The organism is Streptomyces radiopugnans (assembly GCF_900110735.1).
Lineage (GTDB): Bacteria > Actinomycetota > Actinomycetes > Streptomycetales > Streptomycetaceae > Streptomyces > Streptomyces radiopugnans.
This window is the reverse complement of the sequence record NZ_FOET01000001.1, coordinates 215751-236629: the sequence shown is the minus strand read 5'-3', so window position 1 is coordinate 236629 and position 20879 is coordinate 215751. Positions and strand designations below refer to the sequence as shown.

The following is a 20879-nucleotide window of genomic DNA, read 5'->3' as shown; positions in this document are numbered from 1 at the left end:
CGCCGCGGCCTGTGGAGTACCGCCGGGTTGTGGACAACCCGGCCACCCGGACGGGTGACGGCGAAGGGGGTTTCCAGGACCGGGACCGCCCTCAGGCCCGGTCCGTGCCTCCCGCCGCGATGACGTACTGCTCGCGCACCTCCCGGTACCGCAGCAGCTCGGCGGCCACCGGTTCCAGCACCCAGGCCTGGCCCCAGCCGGTCGCCAGCCGCCGCAGCCCGCGCTCCTCCTCCAGTCCGTACGCCCGCGCCGGCCCCCGTGCCGCGATCCGGCAGCACCAGGCCAGCAGCGGGCCGCCCAGCGCACCGCCCGTCAGCAGCGTCACCGGCAGCCAGACGCCGCCCCACCCGGGTCCTCCGGCGATCAGGTCCACCAGCAGGTACAGGCCGAGCAACTGGACGGCCAGCATCAGCCACTGCGCGCACGCCACCACCGTCCACCAGCGCGGCTTCGGCGGCCGGACCTCACCACCCCCCGCTCCGCACGTCCCCCGCCACCTTCTCCCGCCCCCACCGCTCCCGCCGCTTCCACCCGCGCCCATGGCGCCGCCGCCCTCCCCGCCCTCGTCCGCGGCCGAGGCGATCGCGTCCTCCAGCGCCTCCGGCAACCCCAGCGCGCCGCGCCAGGCCGCGTCCCGCACCGAGCGGGCCCACGGCTGCGGCAGCCCGGCCGACGCCTCCTCGGCCAGTGCCCGTACCGCCTGCGCCAGTACGGGCCGGGCCACCGCGGCCGTCTCCGGCACCGGGGTCCCGCCCCCGTCCCCGTCCCCGGCACCGGGCACGGCCGGGACGGCGGCCCTCTCCCCGCGTCCGCGCCGCGTCTCGTACCAGCGCAGCAGCCGTGCCCAGGGGGTGCCGCAGGCCTGTTCGGCGTGGCGCAGCCAGAGGCGTTCGGCCGTCTGCCCCGCCGCCCACGCGCCCACCGCGGAGGCCAGCCGGTCCTCGAACTCCTCGCGCGCCCGCTCGGTCAGCCCGGCCGGCCCCTGCGGGGTGTCGGCCATGTAGACCGGGCGGAGCCGGGCGACCACACCGTCCACGTCGGCCGACAGCCGCAGCGCCGCCGCCCGCCGCCCCGAGGCCAGCTCGCGCAGGGAGTCCTTGAGTTCGCCGACGCCCTCGCCCGTGAGCGCGGACAGGGCCAGTACGGTCGCGCCGGGTTCGCCGTGCTCGCCGAGGGCCATGCCGTCCTCGTCCAGCAGCCGCCGCAGGTCGTCCATGACGGTGTCGACGGCGTCGCCCGGCAGCCGGTCGACCTGGTTGAGCACCACGAACGTCACCTCGGCGTGGCCCGCCAGGGGCCGCAGATAGCGCTCGTGCAGCACCGCGTCCGCGTACTTCTCCGGGTCGGTCACCCAAACCACCGCGTCCACCAGCCGCAGCATCCGGTCGACCTGCTCGCGGTGGCCGGGGGCCGCGGAGTCGTGGTCGGGCAGGTCGATGAGGACCAGGCCGCGCAGCGCCGGGTCGCGCGGCTGCACCCGGCGCCGGGCCCGGGGCGGCACGCCCATCCGCTCCAGCAGGCCGTCGGCGCCGCTGTCCCACTCGGTCTCCCAGACGCAGGCGACGGGCACCGAGGTGGTGGGGCGGCGCAGTCCGGTCTCGGAGAGCTGGACCCCGGCGAGCGTGTTGAACAGCATCGACTTGCCGCTGCCGGTGGCCCCTGCGACGGCCACGGTGGTGTACGCCCGCGACAGCCTGCCGCGCGCCGTGACCTCGTCCAGGATCCGGCCGGCCTCGGCGAGCACCTCGCCGTCCAGCCGGGTGCGGGAGAGGCCGACCAGTTCCCGCAGCGCGCGCAGCCGTTCGCGCAGCGCCTCCTCCTCGGGCGCGGTGCCCGGTGGTGCGGCGTACGCCCGTGTGCCGCCGGCGCGGCCGCCGTCCCACCACTCCTCCCGACCGCCCGTACGGCCGCCGGGGGCGCCGTCGAACAGCCGGTCGCCGCGGGCGCCGTCGAACGGCCCGGCGGGGAACGGCGTGCTCTCCGCCTCCTCCCGTACACCGCCGCCCTCGCGGGCCCTGCGGGCGATCAGCCCGTCGTCCCAGATCCGGCCGCCGCCGGTGCGGACGTCCACGCCCACCGCGATCACCTCTTCCTCTGCAGTACGGACAGCGCGGCGATCAGGGCCACCTGCTGGTCGGGGGTGGCGTCGAGGTCCCTCAGGGGCACCAGCCGGTAGCCGCGCTCCCCCCGCAGCACGCGGTCCAGGCAGTCCTCCAGCAGCCGCTCGCCGCGCTCGCGCAGCCGCGCCGCGACGGCCGCGCCCAGTGCGCAGGCGAGCGCCTCGTCCGCGCCCCGCGCGCGCCGCCCGCCCAGCAGGGCGGCGGCGAGCAGGGCCGCGATCCCCTCGGCCGGCAGCGGGCAGCCGCCCTCGGCCGCGCGCAGCTCCTCGTCGGCGATCTCCTCCAGGCAGCGCCGCCAGCGCCGTGCCAGGAGGTCGATCCGCTCCGCGACCAGTTCGTCGGCGCGGCCGCACTCGGGGGCGCCGGGCTCCAGGCGCCAGGCGTCGGCCGCCTCCTCGTCGGCGTCGCCGACGGCACCGCGCAGCAGGGCCGACAGCCCGTCGGCGAAGGCGTCCAGGAGTTCGTCGCCGCCGCTGTCCCGGGGGAAGCCGCGCCAGCGGGCGAGGGCCTCGCCCGCCAGCAGCTCCCCGTCGTCGATCTGCCGCCGCACCCGCGCCCCGGCCCGCTCGTACGCGCCGTCGATGTGCCGCATCAGCCGCAGTGCGGCGGCGTGCTGGGCCGCCGCGGCGCCCGCGAGCCCGGAGACGCGGGAGCGCAGCGAGGCCAGGGCTCCGGCGGCGGTCCGGCCTGCGGCGACCGCGCGGGCGGCGGGGTCCCCGGCGTGGTGGAGCAGCCAGTCGCGCAGCTCGGCCACGGCCGTGGCGGGCAGCAGCCCGGAGCCGCCGCGCGCGGACTCGGGCAGTTCGGGAACGGTGAAGCAGGGCACGTCTCCGAGGCCGGCCCGTTCCAGCAGGGCGGTGTACTGGCGGGAGACCTCCTCGGCGACCTGGTGGGGCACCCGGTCCAGCACGGTGGCCAGGGTCACGTCGTACTCGCGGGCGCTGCGCAGCAGGTGCCAGGGGATCGCGTCGGCGTAGCGGGAGGCGGTGGTGACCAGGATCCAGACGTCGGCGGCGCAGAACAGCTCGGCGGCCAGTTCGCGGTTGGCGGTCACCAGGGAGTCGATGTCGGGCGAGTCCAGCAGGGCGAGCCCGACGGGCACGGCCTCGGCGGTCTCCACGGCGAGCGCGGGCGGGGCGTCGGCGTCGTCGGCCGCGTGGTCGTCGTCGGGGACGGCGGCCGGCCCGTCCTCCGCGGCCCGGCAGTCGTCGCGCCGCGGCGTCCAGACCCGTCTCAGCCGGGGCAGTACGCGGGGCCCGGCGAACCAGTGCTGGTCGGCGGGGTGGCAGACCAGCACTGGTGTGCGCGTGGTGGGCCGCAGCACCCCCGCGTCGCTGATCCGGCGTCCGACGAGCGAGTTGACCAGGGTCGACTTCCCGGCTCCGGTGGAGCCGCCGACGACGGCGAGCAGCGGCGCCTCGGGGGCGCGCAGCCTGGGCACCAGGTAGTCGTCGAGCTGGGCGAGCAGTTCGCTGCGGGAACGGCGGGCGCGCTCGGCCCCGGGCAGCGGCAGCGGAAAGCGGGCTGCGGCGACGCGGTCACGCAGCGTGGTGAGCGCATCGAGCAGTTCGGTCCTAGCTTCCAAGATCGCCACATGCGCAGAATGCCCAATTTCGAATGGTTTTTGAAGTGCATTAGGGCTAGAACAGGGTGTTTTGACCCCTGTGGCCCGCGCCACATCGGGGGCGTAGGGCATAACGACTGCACAACACCCGCCCCGTCGGGCGCTCAAACCGGTGCATGATTCGTACTCGCCTGCGATTATCGGGACCGCTTCACTGAACCTCCACAGGGTGTCGCGGACGTGAAGCAACCGGGAGGATGCACCCGGGCCCCTATCCTTGTCGCGGCAAGGTCACCCGGGGGCGCTCCGCCGTCCGTCCGCGACCGCTTGAGCCCCCGTAGCTCAGTGGATAGAGCAGGCGCCTTCTAAGCGCTTGGCCGCAGGTTCGAGTCCTGCCGGGGGCGCCACTGACGTCACGTCGGGTGGGCCGCGTTCTGCCTGGTCGTACCGTGTCCGACCCTCCCGGAACCCCAGCGTGAGCCGCCTCGGCGGAAGGCGCGGGAGTCCGGCCGGCACCGGCCGAAACCGGGCCTCCACGGGTGCCTGTCCCCCATGCGCCCCCGGCTTCCCTCACCCAAATGCACCCGAAACGCCCCTACCGGGCGACACCGAAGGGCGGTGCGGGACCCACCTGCGCGGAGTCCCGCACCGCCCTCGGCCGCATCCGCCCTGCCCCGCCCGGGGGACGTACCGGATGTCGCAGATCCGCGTCGGGGGGCCGGTCGGCTGCCCGGCGATGCACCTCGCGTGGATGGCGAGGAGTACGGGTGCGCCGTTGCCCGCCCGTTCCGCGCCCCGGGCCGGGGGTACGCCCTTGCCGAGCCACGCCGTGAGGCAGGTGCGGCGGCAGCCGTACACGCGCTTGCCCGCAGGCGACCGGGCCTGCTCGTCCGGGCCGAGCCGTGGGCGCGGTTACGGCGCGGCCTCGATCGGGCGTTACACCGAACACTTTGCGATCCCCCGGTCCGAGGACCCCGGGTCGCGGCCGTGACAGAGGTCCGGACCACGGGTTGGTCCGGCCGGTCTCGTCCGCCGTTACGGCTCGACCCGGCCTCAAGCCCGCTTTCCTACCATCCGTCGCATGCGGATATTCGTCACCGGTGGCGCGGGGTTCATCGGATCGCAGTACGTCAGGGCTCTGTTGTCCGGCAGGCTTCCGGGGACCCCTGCGGGCGGTGCCCGGGTCACCGTGCTCGATGTGCTCGGCCACGGCGGCGACATGAGGAACCTCGCACCGGTCGCCGGGCATCCCGGGTTTTCGTTCCTCCGCGGTGACATCCGCGTTGCGGAGCTGGTCGGCGAGGCGGTGCGCGGGCACGATGCAATCGTTCACTTCGCCGCCGAGTCACACGTGGACCGGTCCATCGAGGACGCCCGCGACTTCGTGTCGACCAACGTGCTCGGCACACAGGTACTGCTGGACGCCGCCCGCCGGCACGGTGTCGGGCGTTTCGTGCATGTGTCCACCGACGAGGTCTACGGATCGATCCCGGTCGGCTCGTGGACCGAAGAGCAGCCGCTTGCGCCCAACTCACCCTACGCGGCGTCCAAGGCCGCCTCCGATCTGCTGGTGCTGGCTGCGCACAGGACCCACGGTCTGGACGCCGTGATCACCCGGTGCTCGAACAACTACGGTCCGTACCAGAATCCGGAGAAGGTCATACCGCGCTTCGTCACGAACCTTCTGCGGGGCCGCCGTGTCCCGCTGTACGGGGAGGGCGCCAACGTCCGCGAGTGGCTCCACGTCGCGGACCACTGCGTGGCCATCCACCTGGTGCTGCGTGGCGGCCGGGCCGGCCAGGTCTACAACGTCGGTGGCGGCACGGAGCTGACCAACAGGGAACTGACCGCGTGTTTGTTGGAAAGTTGCGGAGCCGACTGGGAGATGGTCGAACGGGTCGCCGACCGCCCCGGCCACGACCAGCGGTACTCCCTGGATATGACCAAGATCCGGGAGGAACTGGGCTTCGCCCCTGAGCAACCGTTCGAGACGGGCCTCAAGGACACGGTGGAGTGGTACCGGGAAAACATGTCCTGGTGGAACGGGTGAGGGGCTGACCGGATTTCGGGCCCCGTCCGAGGGATCCTCGAATGCCGTGGCGCGGCCGCATGGCTGTGCAGGCCTCAGCCGCATCGAAATGAATGAAGAAATGAACCGAAGGGGATTACCCATGACTGCCCAGACTCTGCCGAAGACCGGCAAGGAAGTGCGCCTGGCGCGCTACGTCACCGACCAGCCGTCGAGGGAGGACTTCGAGGTCGCCGAGGTGGAGGCCGCCGCGCCCACGGCCGGCAACGTGGTGGTGCACAACCGGTATCTCCAGGTGACCGCCGTGATGCGGGACTTGATGGCCGAGGACCCCGGGCTGCCCATGATGCCCGGCTACAAGGTCGGCGAGCGGCCGTGGGGCGGCGCGATCGGCGTGGTCGTGGCCTCGGACAGCCCCGACCTGGCCGTGGGCGACACCGTCCAGCACCTGGACGGCTGGACCGAGTACTCCACCGGGCCCGCCGGCCAGTACTTCAAGGTCGAGCCCGCCTGGTACCCGGGTCTGGAGTACTTCCTGAACCAGGGCATCACGGCGTACCACGGCATCGCCGACGTCGCGGAGGTCGGCGAGGGTGACGTGGTCTTCGTGTCGAACGCGGCGGGCGGTGTCGGTTCGCTGGCCGGCCAGATCGCCAAGGCCCGAGGGGCCAAGCGGGTCATCGGCTCGGCCGGAAGCGCCGAGAAGGTGGCCTACCTGACCGAGGTGCTCGGCTACGACGCCGCGTTCAACTACAAGGACGGCCCGGTGGCCGAGCAGCTCGCCAAGCTGGCTCCCGACGGGATCGACGTGTTCTTCGACCTGGTCGGCGGTGAGCACTTCGAGGCCGCCGTGCAGGTGGCGGCGCAGGGTGCCCGGTTCGCGCTCGGCGGCGCGGTCTCCGCGCAGACCGGTGACGCGCAGGGGGCGTTCCCCCGGCTGGACATCATGACCGGGATCATCCGGCAGATCGTCATCAAGCCGTTCTCCACCTACCACACGCCGGAGCAGATCCAGGCGTGGAACCAGCACTTCGCGCAGTGGCTCCAGGAGGGGAAGATCGTGCTGCCCCACACCGTGGTGGAGGGCGGCGTGGAGGCCGCGCCCGAGGCGCTCATCAACCTGCTGCGCGGTGCCTACAAGGGCAACGTGCTCGTCAAGATCTCCTGATGGCCGGCACCGAGCGGCTCCCGGGAAGGGGTCCTCTTCCATGATCGACCAGATGACGCCGGCGGCGCCGGCCAAGCCCCGCCGGGCCGGATTCGTCCTCGCGGTGTGCTGCCTCGCCCAGTTGACGGTGATCCTCGACGCATCGATCGTGAACGTCGCCATCCCGTCCATCCAGCAGGATCTGCAGTTCACACCGGGCAGCCTGACCTGGGTATACAACGGCTATCTGATTCCGTTTGCCGGATTCCTGCTGCTGGCCGGACGTATGGTGGACCTGCTGGGCGGCCGGCGCATGCTGCTGGTCGGCCTCGCGGTGTTCACGGTGTTCAGCCTCGTCGGCGGTATCGCACCGAACGCAGGGGCCCTGGTGATCGGCCGTGCGGGCCAGGGCTTCGGCGGCGCGATCATGGCGTCCGCCTCGCTGGCGGTGCTCAGCTCGACGTTCACCCAGCCGGTGGAGCGGGCCAAGGCGCTTGCCCTGTGGGGTGCCGCCTCGGGCAGTGGCGGCGCGATCGGCGTGCTCAGCGGCGGCGCGATCGTCCAATGGATGTCGTGGCGCTGGGTCTTCCTCATCAACGTGCCGCTGTGCCTGCTGATCGTGGGGATGGCGGTGGTGTCGGTGGCCACTACCTCGCGCATCGGCACCCGCGAGGGCACGAAGCTCGATGTGCTGGGCTCGCTGTCGGTCACCTTGGGGATCGCCGCGCTCGTCTACGGTCTCGCCGAGGGGCAGCGCTACGGCTGGGGGTCGGCGCGCATCGTCGCCTCGCTGGTCATCGGCGTGGTGCTGCTGGCGGTGTTCGTGCTGGACCAGGCGAAGTGGGCGGCACAGCCGCTGATGGAGCTGAGTCTGTTCCGCAACCGCTCGGTGTGGGCAGCCAATGTCACGATGCTGGCGCTGGGGGCGGCCCTGCCCACGGCCTTCTACTTCCTGACGCTGCTGTACCAGTCGGTGCTGCACTACAGCGCCATACGGACGGGGCTGGTCTTCCTGCCGCTGACGCTCTGCGCGTTCGTGGGCGCCGCCGCCTCCTCGGTCGTGGGGCCGAAGACGGGTCCCCGTCCACTGATGCTGGTGGGGCTCTTCCCCATGATCGCCGGACTGCTGTGGCAGTCGGCGGCCGACGAGAGCGCCTCCTACATCGCCGATCTGCTGGGGCCCAGCCTGCTGTTCGGTCTGGGGCTCGGCATCCTGGTGACCTCCGTGGCCGCTGCGGCGACGGCGGGGGTGCCGGAGGACAAGCAGGGGCTGGCCTCGGGGGTGCTGAACACCTCCCAGGCCCTGGGAGGTGCGGCCGGCCTCGCGGTCATGGTCGCCCTGGCCCAGTGGCGTACGGCGCAGGTCGCCGACGGCGGTCCCCCCGACGTCCACGCGTTCGCCTCCGGCTACGGGGTCGCTTTCCTGGCGACCGCGGTGCTGCTCGTGCTGAGCCTGGCGGCGGCCGCAGCGGTGCCCCGCACGGTGCCCGGCGGGGTGCCCGGCGGCAAGGAGAACATCTGACGGTCCTCCTCCAGGCCGCCGCGCAGGCCCGTCCGGTTCTTCCGGGCGGGCCTGCGCGGTTCCGGCTGCCCGCCCCCGCGCCCCCGGGACGACGCGGCCCGGGCCCACCCGGCCTCGACAGCCCCTATAGGCGGCTTCACTAGCTTCCGAAGCATGCGAGGCATAATTCTGGCCGGCGGAACCGGCTCCCGCCTGTGGCCGATCACCCAAGCCATGTCGAAGCAGCTCATGCCGGTCTTCGACAAACCGATGATCTACTACCCGCTGTCCACCCTGATGCTGGCGGGTATACGGGACATCCTCGTCGTCACGACGCCGTCCGACCGGATGTCCTTCGAGCGGCTGCTGGGCGACGGCTCGCACCTGGGCCTGAGCATCAGGTACGCGACCCAGCCCGTACCCGGAGGCATCGCCCAGGCGCTTCTGATCGGCGAGGACTTCATCGCGGACGAGCCGGTGGCGCTGATCCTCGGCGACAACATCTTCCACGGGGTCGGCCTCGGCGATCAGTTGAAGACCCACACCTCTCCGGACGGCGGGCACATTTTCGCCTACCCGGTGGCCAATCCGAGCGACTTCGGTGTTCTGGACTTCGATCTCGAAGGGCGGGTCCGCTCCATCGAGGAAAAACCCGCGCACCCGAAATCGCGGTACGTGGTGCCCGGTCTCTATTTCTACGACAACCGGGCCGTCGACATCGCCCGTTCACTGCGGCCCAGCCTGCGCGGCGAACTGGAGATAACCGAGGTGAACCAGGCGTATCTGCGCAGGGGCGAACTCAACGTCACCGTGCTCGACCGGGGCACCGTGTGGCTCGACACCGGGACGTTCGCCTCACTGGTCCAGGCGTCGGAGTTCGTGCGGGTGGTCGAGGAGCGGCAGGGCCAGAAGATCGGCTGCGTCGAGGAGGTGGCCTGGCGCCGCGGGTTCATAGACAGCGACCGGCTCCGCGAGCTGGCGAAGCCGCTCATGCCCAGCGGTTACGGCGAGTACCTGGTGGGACTGCCGGACGCCGCGGGAGTGGAGATCCAGAACAAGGTCCCGGCCGGCGCCGGTGTCGGCGCCGTCGGCTGAGGAAGGGAACCCGATGATCTTCGAAGAGCTCGGCCTGGACGGTGTCCACCTCGTGGAGACGAAGGTGCACGGCGACGCGCGCGGGGCGTTCGTGGAGCTGTTCGTCGGCGAGCGGCTGCACGCGGCGACCGGGCGCCTCATGGAAGTGGCGCAGGTCAACTGCTCGGTCTCGCGGCGCGGCACGATCCGCGGGATCCACCTGACCGCCGCCCCGCCGGGAGAGGCGAAGTACGTCACCTGTGTGAGCGGGTCGATCGTCGACATGGTGGTGGACGTCCGGGTCGGCTCCCCGACGTACGGCGCGTCCGTCGCGATCCCGCTGGACGACGTCCGGCGGCGCGCCGTGTACATCCCCGCGGGGTTCGGGCACGGGTTCGCGGCGGTCAGCGAGACGGCGGTGGTCGCCTACATGTGCGACCGCGTCTACACCCCGGGGAAGGCGATATCGATCGACCCGCTCGACCCGCGCCTCGCCCTGCCGTGGCCCGCCATGGACGACATCGTCCTGTCCGACAAGGACCGGACCGCACCGACGCTGGCGCAGACGGAAGCCCTGGGCGTACTGCCCTCCTACGCGGACCTCCGTGCCGAGGCCCTGTCAGGGCCGCGCGCATGACGCGGCCGGTATCCCCGAGCAAGCCGACGACTCCAGGAGCTGGAACCACGTGAAGAGACACATCGCCTTCCTGAACATCCCCGCGGCGGGCCACATCACCCCGACGCTGGGCGTCGTGGAGGAGCTGGTCGAGCGCGGCCACCGGGTCAGCTACCTGGCCGCCGGGGACTTCGCCGAGCGGATCGCCTCGACGGGCGCGGACGTCATCCCGTACACCTCGGTCATCGACCCTCGGACCATTGCCCCGACCGGCGCGGAGGACTGGCTGGCGCGGGTGCTGCTGGGCGCGGTCCGGGAGGCGGCCGCCACCGCACCGGTGCTCGAGGAGTACTTCGGCGACGACGCGCCGGACTGCCTGGTCTACGACATCTCCATGCAGTTCCTCGGCCGGGTGATGGCACGCAAGCTCGGCGTGCCGGGTATCCAGCTCTACCCCGTCCTCATTTCCCGCCAGTACTTCTCCGACGCCCAGGAGGCCGCCGAGGGGATGTTCGGCGAGCTGACGCGTGAGCTGCGCGCGTTCGCCGACGCGCACGGGCTGCGGGACGTCCCGCTGGACGAGTTGATGGCGGACGCCGCGCACAACATCTCCTTCATGCCGCGCGAGTTCCAGTCCGAGGGCGAGTCCTTTCCCGAGGACCGGTACACGTTCGCCGGGATCACGCTGCGGCGGAGCGACCTGCAGGGCACCTGGAGGCCGTCCAACGACAAGCCCGTCGTCCTGATCTCCCTGGGCACGACCTTCAACACCCAGCCCGAGTTCTTCGCCATGTGCGCCAAGGCGTTCGAGGGGCTGCCGTGGCACGTGGTCATCGCGGCGGGCCCCGGGGTGGACCTGGATGCGGTGGGCGAACTGCCGCCCAACGCCGAGATCCACACCTGGCTGACCCTCCAGGCCGTGCTGGAGCACGCGGGCGCGTTCGTATGCCACGGCGGCGCCGGCAACACCATGAACGCCCTGTACGCCGGGGTGCCCCTCGTCTCCGTACCGCACAACGGCGACTCCGAGATGATCGCCGCGCGGACCGGCGAGCTGCGCCTGGGCCAGGTGCTGCGTCCCGAGGAGGTCACCCCCGAATCCCTCCGGGAGGCTGTTCTGGCGGTCGCCTCCGACCCCGTCATACGGACCAACCTGGACGACATGCGCGAGCACATGCGAAAGGCCGGCGGTGCCCAGCGCGCGGCCGACACGATCCTCGGCCACCTCCGCGCCGCGGCGAAATGACCACTGCTCAGACACCGACAACCAGGAGAGACGATGAACTCGCACGACCTCGCCACCACGCTCGTCCCGAGCGACCTGTACCTGGAGATCCAGCAGTTCTACGCCCTTCAGCTCAAGATCCTCGACCGCGGGGACGGCGAGCAGTGGGCCCGGACCTTCACCCCGGACGGCGTGTTCCAGGCGGCGGACATGCCCGACCCCCTGGTCGGCCGGGACATGCTGGTCAAAGCGATCGAGAGGCAGACCGGCCTGCACGAGGGGCTCGTCCTGCGGCACTGGATGGGGCAGCTGACCGTGGAGCGGCTCGGTGACGACACCGTCCGCGCGCAGAGCTACGTCATGGTCTACGTGACCCCGAACCGAACCCTGCTGAGCGGCGAAGTGCACTTCCGCCACCACACCCTCTGCGACGACGAGCTCGTCCGCGTCGACGGCACGTGGCTCGTGCGCAACCGTTTCGTCGAGACGGACGGTGACTACAAGTGAGGCTCCGCCGCACCCGCAGGGAGTCGGGGGGGTGGGAGGCATGATCCCCCTCTTCAAGGTGGCGATGTCCGACAAGGCGGCAGCCCTGGTGGGTGACGTCCTGGACAGCGGGTACATCGGGCAGGGCGCGAAGGTCGACGCGTTCGAGAGCGCCCTGGCCGAACGGCTGGACAACCCCCGGGTCCTGACCGTGAACAGCGCCACGTCGGGACTGCACCTGGCCCTGCACCTGGTGGCGACGGAGGCCGGGCGGGACGGCGAGGTCCTGGCGACGGCGCTGACCTGCACCGCGACCAACTGGCCGATCCTGGCCAACGGGATGCGCATCCGCTGGGTGGACACCGATCCCGCCACCCTCAACATGGACCTGGACGACCTGGCCCGGAAGATCACTCCGTCGACCCGGGCGATCGTCCTGGTGCACTGGGGTGGCTACCCCGTCGACCTGGACCGGCTGCGCCGTGTGCTCGACCAGGCGGAACGCGTCCACGGCGTACGCCCCCGGGTCGTGGAGGACTGCGCCGACGCGTGGGGCGCCACCTACCGAGGTGTGGCTCTCGGCGGGCACGGAAACATCGCGGTTTACAGCTTCCAGGCGGTCAAGCACCTGACCTCCGGGGACGGCGGTCTGATCGTGCTGCCCGACGACGAACTGCTGGCACGGGCGCGACTGCTGCGCTGGTACGGCATCGACCGCGACGGCGGGGCAGCCCGGTTCAAGAACGACATTCCGGAGTACGGTTTCAAGTTCAACATGAACGACATCAACGCGGCCATCGGACTGGCCAACCTGGAGATCGTCGACGACCTCCTCGCCAGGCACAGGGAGAACGCGGCGTTCTACGACACCGAACTGTCCGATGTGGACGGCCTGGAGCTGACGGAGCGCGCCGGCGACCGCGACCCGTCGTTCTGGTACTACTCGGTCAAGGTGGACGGCCGCGACGCCTTCGCACGGCGCTTGGCCGAGGCTCGCATCGCCACCAGCGAGGTGCACCACCGCAACGACACTTACACCGCGACCCGCGGCTCCCAGGCGCTGCTGCCGGGACTCGACGCCGTCGCCGAGCGCCAGATCGCCCTGCCGGTCGGCTGGTGGGTGTCGGACGAGGACCGGGCACACATCGCGAAGACCGTCAAGGCCGGGTGGTGACGGCCGGCGGACACGGGTGGGCGAGGACGCGGGGCAGGCGGTCGCTGCCCCGCGTCCTCGCCCGTGTCCAGGGGTGCGGGGGTGGCCATCTGCGCCCGGCAGGGGCTCGACCACGCGTGCAGCGGCCCTCTCGTCCTGCTGGCGTACACGGCCGGGACCGCCAAACCCGTGGGAGCCGGACGCCGCCGCCCACTCCGGCATCACCGCGGGGCCTGCGCTGCCGGTCACCGGCGCCTGCGCGCTGCCGGCCCGGGGGGGCTCGTGGAGGACGGGCGCCTGCGCCGGTGGTGGTACGCGCTCCCCGTGGTCCTGGGCCCGGCCGCGCTGCTGAGGCCGACCGCCCTCGCACCGTGAGGCCGGTGCCGTAGGCGCGTCACGGGCCACCGCGCCGCAAGGTGGCCACGTGGCGGCACCGATCCGTCTCCGCCCTGCCCCCGCCCTCGTTCCCGAAGGCGGGCCGGTGCCGCCACGAGCGGCCCGGAAGGTCCCGTCCGGGTCACGATCGGGCCCCGTGTCCGTCTGCGGCGGGCCGCGTGTTGTGAGATGGGGTGGAACACCCGTACGGGACGAACGCGACCGGAGACGGCGAAGGGCAGACGTGGCACGAACCCAGGACATGCGCAGAATCGCACAGACGGTGGCCCAGGGGGCTGATCCGCGGGCCGTGGCCGAGGAGGAGCTGCGCCGGCGACGGCGCGGCGGGACCGGAGGCGGCGAAGGCGGCGGGAACACCGAAGGCGGCGGCCCCTCACAGCAGGACGGCATGGACCCGGCCGACTTCCCCGCCGCGCGGGAGCAGGGCGGCGGCTCCATCGCCACCGTGATGACGCAGCGGACCGTTCCGCTGGTGGAGGCCGGGGAGGCGCTCAACCGCAGCGAGCAGCAGCGCGAGGACGGCGTGCCGGTGCACGTCATCTGCCCGATGGTGCTCCCGCGCGGACGCTCCCTGCTGAGCATGCTCCCGGTGCTCATGCTGCTGGTGGTGGGAGCGGTGGGCTCCTCCGTGGTGTCCGCCGCGGGCGGCAGCGCGCTGACCAACCCCCTCTTCGGCATCCACTACTGGGTGCTGTCGGTGTCGGCGGTGGTCTTCGTCTGGTGGCGGCAGGGCATGGTGATGGTGCCGGACGGCTGCCAGGCGCTGATCACCCGCTTCGGGAAGCTGGAGCAGGTGGTCGGCCCCGGCCGGGTGATCCTGCTGAACCCGTGGAAGCGGGTGTCGTACATCCTCAACACCACCCGCGAGTACCCGTTCAACGCGCCGGTGCGCGAGGCCCCCACCCGCAGCGGGGTGAAGGCGTCGATCGACCTGTTCATCCAGTTCCGGATCAACGACCCGGTGGAGTTCGTCTACACCCTCGGCGCGGTACGCGGCTTCGAGGAGAAGCTGAGCAACGCGGTCAGCGAGACCATCCGGAGCCTGATCTACGAGCAGGAGGCCGCCGGCATCTACGACATGGTCGGCGAGGACACCGGCCGGCTCCTGGAGCAGCTCAACCAGCAGTTCCAGCCGGCGGTGGAGCTGACCAACGCCAACATCACGCACGCCGAGCCCTCCGACCGCAACTACCGCATGGACCTGGCCGCCCCGGAGATGGTGCGGGTCGCCAAGGAGGCCTACACCCACGAGTACGCGCTCCAGCTCCGCAAGGAGCAGGACGAGGGCGACCTCACCAAGGAACTGGCCACCCTCCAGGAGACGTTCTCCGCGATCCAGGCCGAGATCGCCCAGTACCAGGCCCAGATGGACACCGCCGTGGAGCGGGAGACCAACCGGGCCCAGGCGCTGGCCCGGCAGCGCTACGTGCAGGCCGAGTCGGAGGCGAAGGCCAACGCCGCGCTGCTGGAGGCGCAGGCCCTGGACATCCGCGCGGTGACCGCCGCCGAGGCACCGGAGATCCTGGAGTACCGCTACCGGCAGCAGATGCTCGACACCCTGGAGCAGGTGGCGGACCACCTGCCGCAGCTGGTGCGGGTGGGCGGCGCGCAGGAGTCCGACGGAACGGCCGGGGTCGACTTCCTGCGGCTGGCCCGGGAGATGATCGGCGAGCACGGCACGGAGCTGTTCACGGAGGCCGACATGGCCGCCGTCCGCGCCCGGCTGGGGGAGGTCTCCGAGCGCATCGAACGGCGCCAGGAGGAGATCCGCGCCCTGCTGGAGGAGGAGCGGCCGACCGTGCCGGCCGGAAGCACCGCGGCTCCCGGGGGCGTGGAGGCCGCGGACCTCGCGGACCCCGCCGAGCCCGCGGCGCCCGGCGGGGAGCCCGGACCGCCCGAAGCGCCTGAAGCACCCGGGGAGACCGGAGTCCCCGGAGCACCCGGAGCGACCGCATCGTCCGACGACACCGAGGAGGGCGCGCAGTGAGCGCCGTGTCCAGCACCCGCAGGTCGGTCATCTCCGAGGCGGTGGCCCCCTGGAGCGAGATCGCCCAGCTGCTGCGCGGCGGCGAGGCGGGCACCCTGGTCCCGGTCATCATCCCCCGCCACCGCCGCCGGCTGTGGTGGCTGCTGCCGCTGTGGTTCGGGGTGTTCGCACTGCTGACCGGCGTACTGCTGAGCGCGGGCGGCTCCGAGGGACTGGCCGGCGCCGCCCGCGGCTCCCTGGCCGCGCTCTCCTACGTCCTGGGCGTCCTCGCCCTGCTGGCAGGGGGGCTGTGGTGGTGGCGCTCCTCGATCGTGGAGATCGAGCAGGGCACCAACGGGGTCCTGACCCGCTACGGCGCGGTCACCCGCACCCTGGATCCCGGCCGCCACTATCTGTGGCACCCGTGGTCGCGGGTGGAGTTCGTGGTGGACACCGCCACCGAGATCCCCTACTCGGCCCCGGTGATGGCCTGCCCGACCCAGGAGAACGTGCCGCTGCGGTCGATCGAGTTCTTCCTGAAGTTCCGCATCACCGACGCGGTGCTGTTCGTGCGGACCATCGGCGCGGGCAACTTCGACCTGGTGCTCTCCAGCGCGGTGCAGGACGCCATCCGGCAGCGGGCGCGCAGGATGCGCACCGAACGGGCCTACGACCTGCGGGGTTCGGACGTGGCCGACATGCAGGAGCTGCTCAACCGCCAGCTCTCCCGCTACGGGGTGCGCATCACCGGCTGCAACATCCCCGACGTGCAGCTCCCGGCCCAGTACCAGCAGCACCTGGCCACCCGGGAGCGGGTCGCCAAGGAGCGCGCCGCGTACGACCAGGAGTGGGGCCTGACCCGCAAGCGCCGCATCGACAGCCTCCGGATGGACATCGAGCGGGCGAAGAAGGTGCGCGACGCGCGCATCGTCGAGGTGAAGGCCGCCCTGAACCGGGCGCGCGAGGAGGTGGCCCAGCTCCTGGAGGAGCAGGAGACCAACGCGCAGCGGGTGCGGTTCGAGATCGAGACCCGCGGGCGCAGCGGTCTGATCGCCGCCGAGAACGAGGCGCGCGCCCAGCGCCGGCTGGCCCAGGCGTACCGCGACAACCGGGCGGTCCTCCAGTACGAACTGGCCCGCCGCCGCCTGGAGGTCGGCGCGACCCTGGCCGGCAGCGCGCCGCGGCCGGTCGTGGTGCGCACCGACGGCGCCGGTGGCGGTGACACCTCGGCGCTGTCCACGCTCCTGACGGCCCAGCTGCTGCCCCGGCTGGCCGCCCTTCCGCCGGTGGACCGCGGTGCCGGGTCCGCCGGCGCGGTGGACGGCGAGCGCTGAGCCCCGTGCGTCCCGTCCGCCCGGCTCCCACCGGGCGGGCGGGACGGACGCGTTCCGGGGTCTCGGCCCTTCCGTCGCGTCACATGAGGTTGCGGGTGTGGAGCGCGGAGAGTTCGGCCGCCTCGTCGGCGGGGAAGCCGAGGTGGACCAGGCGGCGCTGCCTGCCCTCGTCCATCTCGGACTGGAGGGCCAGGACCGCGTCGTGGCCCCGGCCGATCGCCTCGGGGTTCCACTCGCCCGCCGCGAGGACCACCAGGGAGTCGAAGACGTCCGCGTTGAGGCCCGAGGTGTCGGTGAGGGCGTCGTGGCGGCGCTCCACGGCCGCGCGGAGCCTGCCGCGCAGGGCGGGGTCGACGGTACCGCGCTGGTGGAGGTGGGCGACGCCGAAGGCCACGTGCCGGGCCTCGTCGCGGCGGGCCAGGGCCGTGATGCGGCGGGTGACCGGGTCGGGGGCGTGGCGCTCCAGGAAGGCCAGCAGGCTCAGGAAGCTGCCCTCGCCCAGCACGGAGAGCAGGAACGAGGCCAGGGAGAAGTCCGGTTCGGTCAGCAGGGTGTCGAGCGACTCCCGTCCACCGGCCGAGGACGTGCCCATCTCCCCGCCCCGCAGCAGGGCGCGGCGGGTGAAGACCTCCATGTGGCGGGCCTCGTCGGCCGCCTGCACGGCCAGCAGCTGGAGGACCTCGCGGAAGTGCGGATGGATGCGTGCCAGCAGCCGGGCGGGGACGACGAGGGCGGCCTGCTCGTTCTCCACCAGGTAGGTCATCACCTGGACGACGGCGCGCTCGACCTCGCCGGGGAGGGTGAAGGGCGCCTCCCAGTCGACGGCCCGGCCCGGATCCCACTGCTCGGCCGCCGCACGGGCGTAGAGGTGGGGGGTGACGTCGGCCCAGACGTGGTCGCGGTCCGCCAGGTCGAAGGGGCCGGCCGGGCCGCCGCTCTCCACCAGCGCGCCGCGCGCCGCCAGGCCCCAGGCGGGCGAGGGGCGGGCGACGAGGCCGCCGGGGCCGGGGCCGCCGGCCCGCTCGGCGTCCGACCAGCGGTCGAGATCCGCCCGGCCGCGGACGATCCGGGCGCGGACGCCGTCGGCCTCCTGCCCGCCCGGCCCCCCGCCCGGGTCCGGGAGGCGCAGTTCGTGGCCGTGCGCGCGGCACCAGGCGCGCAGGTGGACGGGCAGCGCGGGGTCGTCCCCGGCCACCGCCAGCTCCTGGCCCGGGCGCAGGTCGAGCAGCGCGCGCCGCACCAGCAGGTGCGCGCCCCGGTCGAAGCCCAGCGTCCCGAGGCGGAGCGTCCGCGGCCCGGGGCCGGTTCCGGGGCCGGAGCCGGTCGCGGAGCCGGTCGCGGTCACGGCGCGTACTCCGCCGCGGTGACCCTCCCGGCAGGGTCGTAGAAGCCCGTCTCGCCCACCGCGGCCTCCAGCAGCGCGTAGCCGGTGGTGCGGCCGGGGCGCCAGGCGGTGAGCCCTTCCAGCTCCAGCAGGGGGCGTGCCCCGGGGTCGGCGTAGGACATGGACAGCAACAGCTCGCCGAACCGTTCGGCCAGGTCGGCGGGAGCGTCGTCCGCGACCGTCATGTTGCAGTGGTCGTACGGCTCCGTCTGGGCCAGCACCCGTGTGCTCCCGGGCGGCAGCGTCCCCTCCCGCCCGAACAGCAGGTGGTTGGCGTCCAGGAGGCAGGCGGCGTCCGCCTCGCCCGCCAGCAGGGCACGCACCGCCTCCCGCTCGCCGCCGACGTGGTCGCCGTGGAGGCCGGTGCCGCTGTCGAAGCGGCGGACGCGGAAGTCCTCACCCCGGCGCAGACCCGCCCGGCGCAGCGTCTCCAGCGGCAGCAGGGTCGCCTGGGGCGAGTCGACCGCCCCGACGGCCACCGTGCGCTCCTTGAGGTCGGCGAGGGTGGCGACGGGCGAGTCGCGGCGGGTGACGACGACGGAGGTGAGGTCCTGGTCGGTGTCGCGCATCACCAGTGCGCGCACCTTCCGGCCCGCCGCCCGCGCCATGCGGTCGGCGCGCACCCAGGCCAGCGGTGAGTTCCAGGCGGCGTGCAGCCTTCCGGCGAGCAGGTCCTCGACCTGGCGCTCGTAGTGCGAGTAGAGCAGGAAGTCGAAGGGCAGGCCCCGGGCACGCAGCCAGGCGCGGAAGCCGGTCCAGATGGTGACGGTCTTCGGGTCGTAGGCCACGGCGCCCATCAGCAGCGTCAAGGGTCGCTCTCCTCACAAGACGGCGATCGCCGCAAAGCCTAGGAGTGCGGGACGATCCGGACAACCACGCCCTGTGCGGGGGTGCGTGAGGGGCCGTCGGACGCGTCGGTCCGTCGCCGCGCGGCCGCGGCGCACGGGCGGGTCCGGACCGGATCGGGCGAACGGGGGCGGTCAGTGCCCGGCGGGCCGGCCGTCCGGCGGCGCGGCACCGGGGGGCGGCTGCTCCTCCTGCCGCGTACGCGCTCCGGGCTCGCTCTCCAGGACGTGCTCGACGATCCTCGTCACGGCGGCGAGCCCCTCGGGGGACAGCTCCAGGGCGCGCAGGGCGAGCTTTCTGACGCCCATGTTGTGGGCCACCCTGGCGAGTTCTATCTCGGCGTCGGTCCGGGCCGCGGCGCGCTCGTCCAGGAAGTAGGAGGCTGGGACGCCGAAGAAGCGGGCCAGGGCCGTCAGGAGCTCGGTGGAGGGGTTCTTCTTGGTTCCCTTGCGCAGGGCGGACAGATAGGCGCCGCCCACCCGGACACCGGGCTCCGCGCGTTTGACGGCGGTGGCGACCTCCTCGTTGGTGTACCGGCGGCCCTTGGGGCCCTCCGGGCGGACGGTGTCGAAGAGCCGGTCGAGTCTCTCCGCCAGCGTCCGATCCCCGCGGGTGTCGGACACCGCATCCACCTCCACCACACCGGAACCGACCAGGAGCCGTCACCGCATCATAACTCCTGCCGAGTGGGCGGGAGTTGACAGCCCTGTCATTCGGGAGCCTAAACTCACTCATCGCATTCGCTCAACTACCAGTTGAGTTGAATGATGAACGGTTCAACCGCAGGTTCACCACCGCCCATGCGCCGGACCGCACGACCGGGGGAGAAGGGGATCGATGAGTACTGCGCCGAGGACGACCGAGGAGCACGCGCCGTCCCCCTCGTGCTGTCCGGGAGGCGGCCATCGCCCCCTGACCGACGACCTCACCGGGCTGCTGGTGAGGAGGGCCTGGGAGATCAGGGCCTCCCAGGCCCTCGCCTCCGCCCGCCGGCAGCACAGGCCGCTCGCACTGCTGCTGGGCGACCTCGACCGCTTCAAGTCCGTCAACGACACCTACGGCCATCTCGCGGGGGACGCCGTGCTGCGCGCCGCGGCGGGCGTGCTGCGCCGTGTGGGGAGCGCCGTCCAGAGCTCGGCCGGGGACGCGCTCTGCGGGCGCTACGGAGGCCACGCGGGCGACGAGTTCCTGGCCCTGCTGCCCGGTGCCGGCGCCGAGGAGGCGATGGCCGCGGCCCGGCTCGTCCAGCAGGGCGTGCGGGAGATGTCCGTGCCGGCCCCGGTCAGCCGCGGCACCACCGTGACCATCACCGGGCAGACCGTCTCGCTCGGCGTCGCCGTCTGGGATCCGGCCGACCCCGCCCCGGGCGGGCTGTCCGACCTGCTGCTGGACTCCGACGTGGCGCTGCGGGAGGTCAAGCGCGAGGGAGGCGGCCGCATCCGGCTGGCCGGCGCCCCCGGCACGCCCGACCCGCGCCCGGCGGCCCTGGTGCCCGGCCCCTTCCAGGCGATACCGCCCGCCGCCCGGCCGAGCTGGCTGCCGTACGGCGGAACGCACCGCGCCGTGCCCGCCGGCACCTGGTGGGACGCGGTACGGATACCGGGGCGGACGGGACTGCGGGTGCTCGACGCGCTGCTGCGCCACGGCGACCGGCCGCCCGGCCCGGTCATCGCCGACCTGCCCGCGGAGGGGCGCGTCCCGGGCGGAGTGCCGGAGGGGGACTGGGACCGGTCGCGGATGTACTTCCTCATCCCGCCCAGGGCCGCCGAGCGCTGGGAGCTGCCCGGCGCCCGTGTGCTGGGTCGCGGCTCCTACGTCGTCGTGCCCGACGCAGCCAGCACCCGCCCGCCGGGCCTGCACTGGATCGTGCCGCCGGCCGCCGACCGCCGGCTGACCAGCATCCGCGCGCTGCGTGCGGCGCTGGAGGCGGCGAAGGCCACCGAGACGGCGGAGACGGCCGAGGCGGCGGAGGGCGCCGCACCGGCCTCCTGCGTGTAGGGCCGGAAGCCGCGGGGGAAGCGGACCGCGCCGAGCGTGC

General features: G+C 73.0%; 16 protein-coding genes and 1 tRNA gene. 12 read left to right on the top strand and 5 right to left on the bottom strand.

What is annotated here, in order from left to right:
• Positions 1-91: 91 nt before the first annotated feature.
• Both BMY40_RS00980 and BMY40_RS00975 read right to left on the bottom strand, forming a co-directional pair.
• Positions 92-2086, bottom strand: coding sequence for a GTPase (locus BMY40_RS00980; RefSeq protein WP_093654339.1), 1995 nt, complete (start codon positions 2084-2086; stop codon positions 92-94).
• On the bottom strand, positions 2083-3705 hold the full coding sequence (locus BMY40_RS00975; protein ID WP_093654337.1) for a dynamin family protein: 1623 nt from the start codon (positions 3703-3705) through the stop codon (positions 2083-2085). The genes BMY40_RS00980 and BMY40_RS00975 overlap by 4 nt, the downstream gene beginning before the upstream one ends.
• 310 nt (positions 3706-4015) lie before the next feature.
• Here BMY40_RS00975 and BMY40_RS00970 point away from each other — a divergent pair.
• From BMY40_RS00970 to BMY40_RS00910, 11 genes are all read left to right on the top strand, one after another.
• Positions 4016-4091: transfer RNA gene (locus BMY40_RS00970), tRNA-Arg, on the top strand.
• Positions 4092-4765: 674 nt separating this feature from the next.
• Positions 4766-5734 (top strand): dTDP-glucose 4,6-dehydratase, encoded by a 969-nt coding sequence (gene rfbB / locus BMY40_RS00960; protein WP_093654333.1) that lies wholly within the window; start codon positions 4766-4768, stop codon positions 5732-5734.
• A 121-nt stretch (positions 5735-5855) separates the two neighbouring features.
• Complete coding sequence (locus tag BMY40_RS00955; protein WP_093654331.1) at positions 5856-6881, top strand: MDR family NADP-dependent oxidoreductase; 1026 nt, start codon at positions 5856-5858, stop codon at positions 6879-6881.
• 40 nt (positions 6882-6921) lie between these two features.
• Positions 6922-8382 carry a DHA2 family efflux MFS transporter permease subunit gene (locus BMY40_RS00950; RefSeq protein ID WP_093654329.1) on the top strand — a complete coding sequence of 487 codons (1461 nt, stop codon included), beginning with the start codon at positions 6922-6924 and terminating at the stop codon, positions 8380-8382.
• Between the two features lie 153 nt (positions 8383-8535).
• Positions 8536-9456: a glucose-1-phosphate thymidylyltransferase RfbA gene (rfbA, locus tag BMY40_RS00945; protein ID WP_093654327.1), complete on the top strand. Its 921-nt coding sequence runs from the start codon at positions 8536-8538 to the stop codon at positions 9454-9456.
• Positions 9457-9469: 13 nt separating this feature from the next.
• Positions 9470-10072: a dTDP-4-dehydrorhamnose 3,5-epimerase family protein gene (locus BMY40_RS00940; protein ID WP_093654325.1), complete on the top strand. Its 603-nt coding sequence runs from the start codon at positions 9470-9472 to the stop codon at positions 10070-10072.
• A gap of 49 nt (positions 10073-10121) precedes the next feature.
• A complete protein-coding gene (locus BMY40_RS00935) occupies positions 10122-11297 on the top strand; it encodes a macrolide family glycosyltransferase (RefSeq protein WP_177213822.1) in 1176 nt (391 codons plus the stop codon).
• A gap of 33 nt (positions 11298-11330) precedes the next feature.
• A complete protein-coding gene (locus tag BMY40_RS00930; protein WP_093654321.1) occupies positions 11331-11783 on the top strand; it encodes a nuclear transport factor 2 family protein in 453 nt (150 codons plus the stop codon).
• A 40-nt stretch (positions 11784-11823) separates the two neighbouring features.
• The gene (locus tag BMY40_RS00925; protein WP_093655642.1) at positions 11824-12936 is read left to right on the top strand and encodes a DegT/DnrJ/EryC1/StrS family aminotransferase; all 1113 of its coding nucleotides are present in this window, start codon (positions 11824-11826) and stop codon (positions 12934-12936) included.
• Between the two features lie 616 nt (positions 12937-13552).
• Positions 13553-15298 (top strand): SPFH domain-containing protein, encoded by a 1746-nt coding sequence (locus BMY40_RS00915; RefSeq protein WP_093654317.1) that lies wholly within the window; start codon positions 13553-13555, stop codon positions 15296-15298.
• Entirely contained in the window at positions 15295-16611 is a 1317-nt protein-coding gene (locus BMY40_RS00910; RefSeq protein ID WP_093654315.1) for an SPFH domain-containing protein, read from the top strand. The genes BMY40_RS00915 and BMY40_RS00910 overlap by 4 nt, the downstream gene beginning before the upstream one ends.
• A 79-nt stretch (positions 16612-16690) precedes the next feature.
• On the opposite strand, the gene BMY40_RS00905 is transcribed toward BMY40_RS00910, so the two are convergent.
• The 3 genes from BMY40_RS00905 to BMY40_RS00895 form a co-directional block, all read right to left on the bottom strand.
• Positions 16691-17956 (bottom strand): ferritin-like domain-containing protein, encoded by a 1266-nt coding sequence (locus BMY40_RS00905; protein WP_245769769.1) that lies wholly within the window; start codon positions 17954-17956, stop codon positions 16691-16693.
• Positions 17953-18804 carry a phosphate/phosphite/phosphonate ABC transporter substrate-binding protein gene (locus tag BMY40_RS00900; RefSeq protein ID WP_245769768.1) on the bottom strand — a complete coding sequence of 284 codons (852 nt, stop codon included), beginning with the start codon at positions 18802-18804 and terminating at the stop codon, positions 17953-17955. Before BMY40_RS00900 ends, BMY40_RS00905 begins: the two co-directional genes overlap by 4 nt.
• Positions 18805-18975: 171 nt before the next feature.
• Positions 18976-19464, bottom strand: a complete 489-nt coding sequence (locus BMY40_RS00895) for an XRE family transcriptional regulator (RefSeq protein WP_177213821.1) — start codon at positions 19462-19464, stop codon at positions 18976-18978.
• A gap of 214 nt (positions 19465-19678) precedes the next feature.
• Between BMY40_RS00895 and BMY40_RS00890 the strand changes: the two genes are divergently transcribed.
• Positions 19679-20839 (top strand): GGDEF domain-containing protein, encoded by a 1161-nt coding sequence (locus BMY40_RS00890; RefSeq protein ID WP_093654313.1) that lies wholly within the window; start codon positions 19679-19681, stop codon positions 20837-20839.
• Positions 20840-20879: the final 40 nt, after the last annotated feature.

What these genes read in the sequence shown, in the direction of transcription:
- BMY40_RS00930 (WP_093654321.1), top strand. Translation starts at nt 11,331, where the DNA reads ATGAACTCGCACGACCTCGCCACCACGCTCGTCCCGAGCGACCTGTAC.
- BMY40_RS00950 (WP_093654329.1), top strand. Translation starts at nt 6,922, where the DNA reads ATGATCGACCAGATGACGCCGGCGGCGCCGGCCAAGCCCCGCCGGGCC.
- BMY40_RS00890 (WP_093654313.1), top strand. Translation starts at nt 19,679, where the DNA reads ATGAGTACTGCGCCGAGGACGACCGAGGAGCACGCGCCGTCCCCCTCG.
- BMY40_RS00925 (WP_093655642.1), top strand. Translation starts at nt 11,824, where the DNA reads ATGATCCCCCTCTTCAAGGTGGCGATGTCCGACAAGGCGGCAGCCCTG.
- rfbB (WP_093654333.1), top strand. Translation starts at nt 4,766, where the DNA reads ATGCGGATATTCGTCACCGGTGGCGCGGGGTTCATCGGATCGCAGTAC.
- rfbA (WP_093654327.1), top strand. Translation starts at nt 8,536, where the DNA reads ATGCGAGGCATAATTCTGGCCGGCGGAACCGGCTCCCGCCTGTGGCCG.
- BMY40_RS00955 (WP_093654331.1), top strand. Translation starts at nt 5,856, where the DNA reads ATGACTGCCCAGACTCTGCCGAAGACCGGCAAGGAAGTGCGCCTGGCG.
- BMY40_RS00940 (WP_093654325.1), top strand. Translation starts at nt 9,470, where the DNA reads ATGATCTTCGAAGAGCTCGGCCTGGACGGTGTCCACCTCGTGGAGACG.
- BMY40_RS00915 (WP_093654317.1), top strand. Translation starts at nt 13,553, where the DNA reads ATGCGCAGAATCGCACAGACGGTGGCCCAGGGGGCTGATCCGCGGGCC.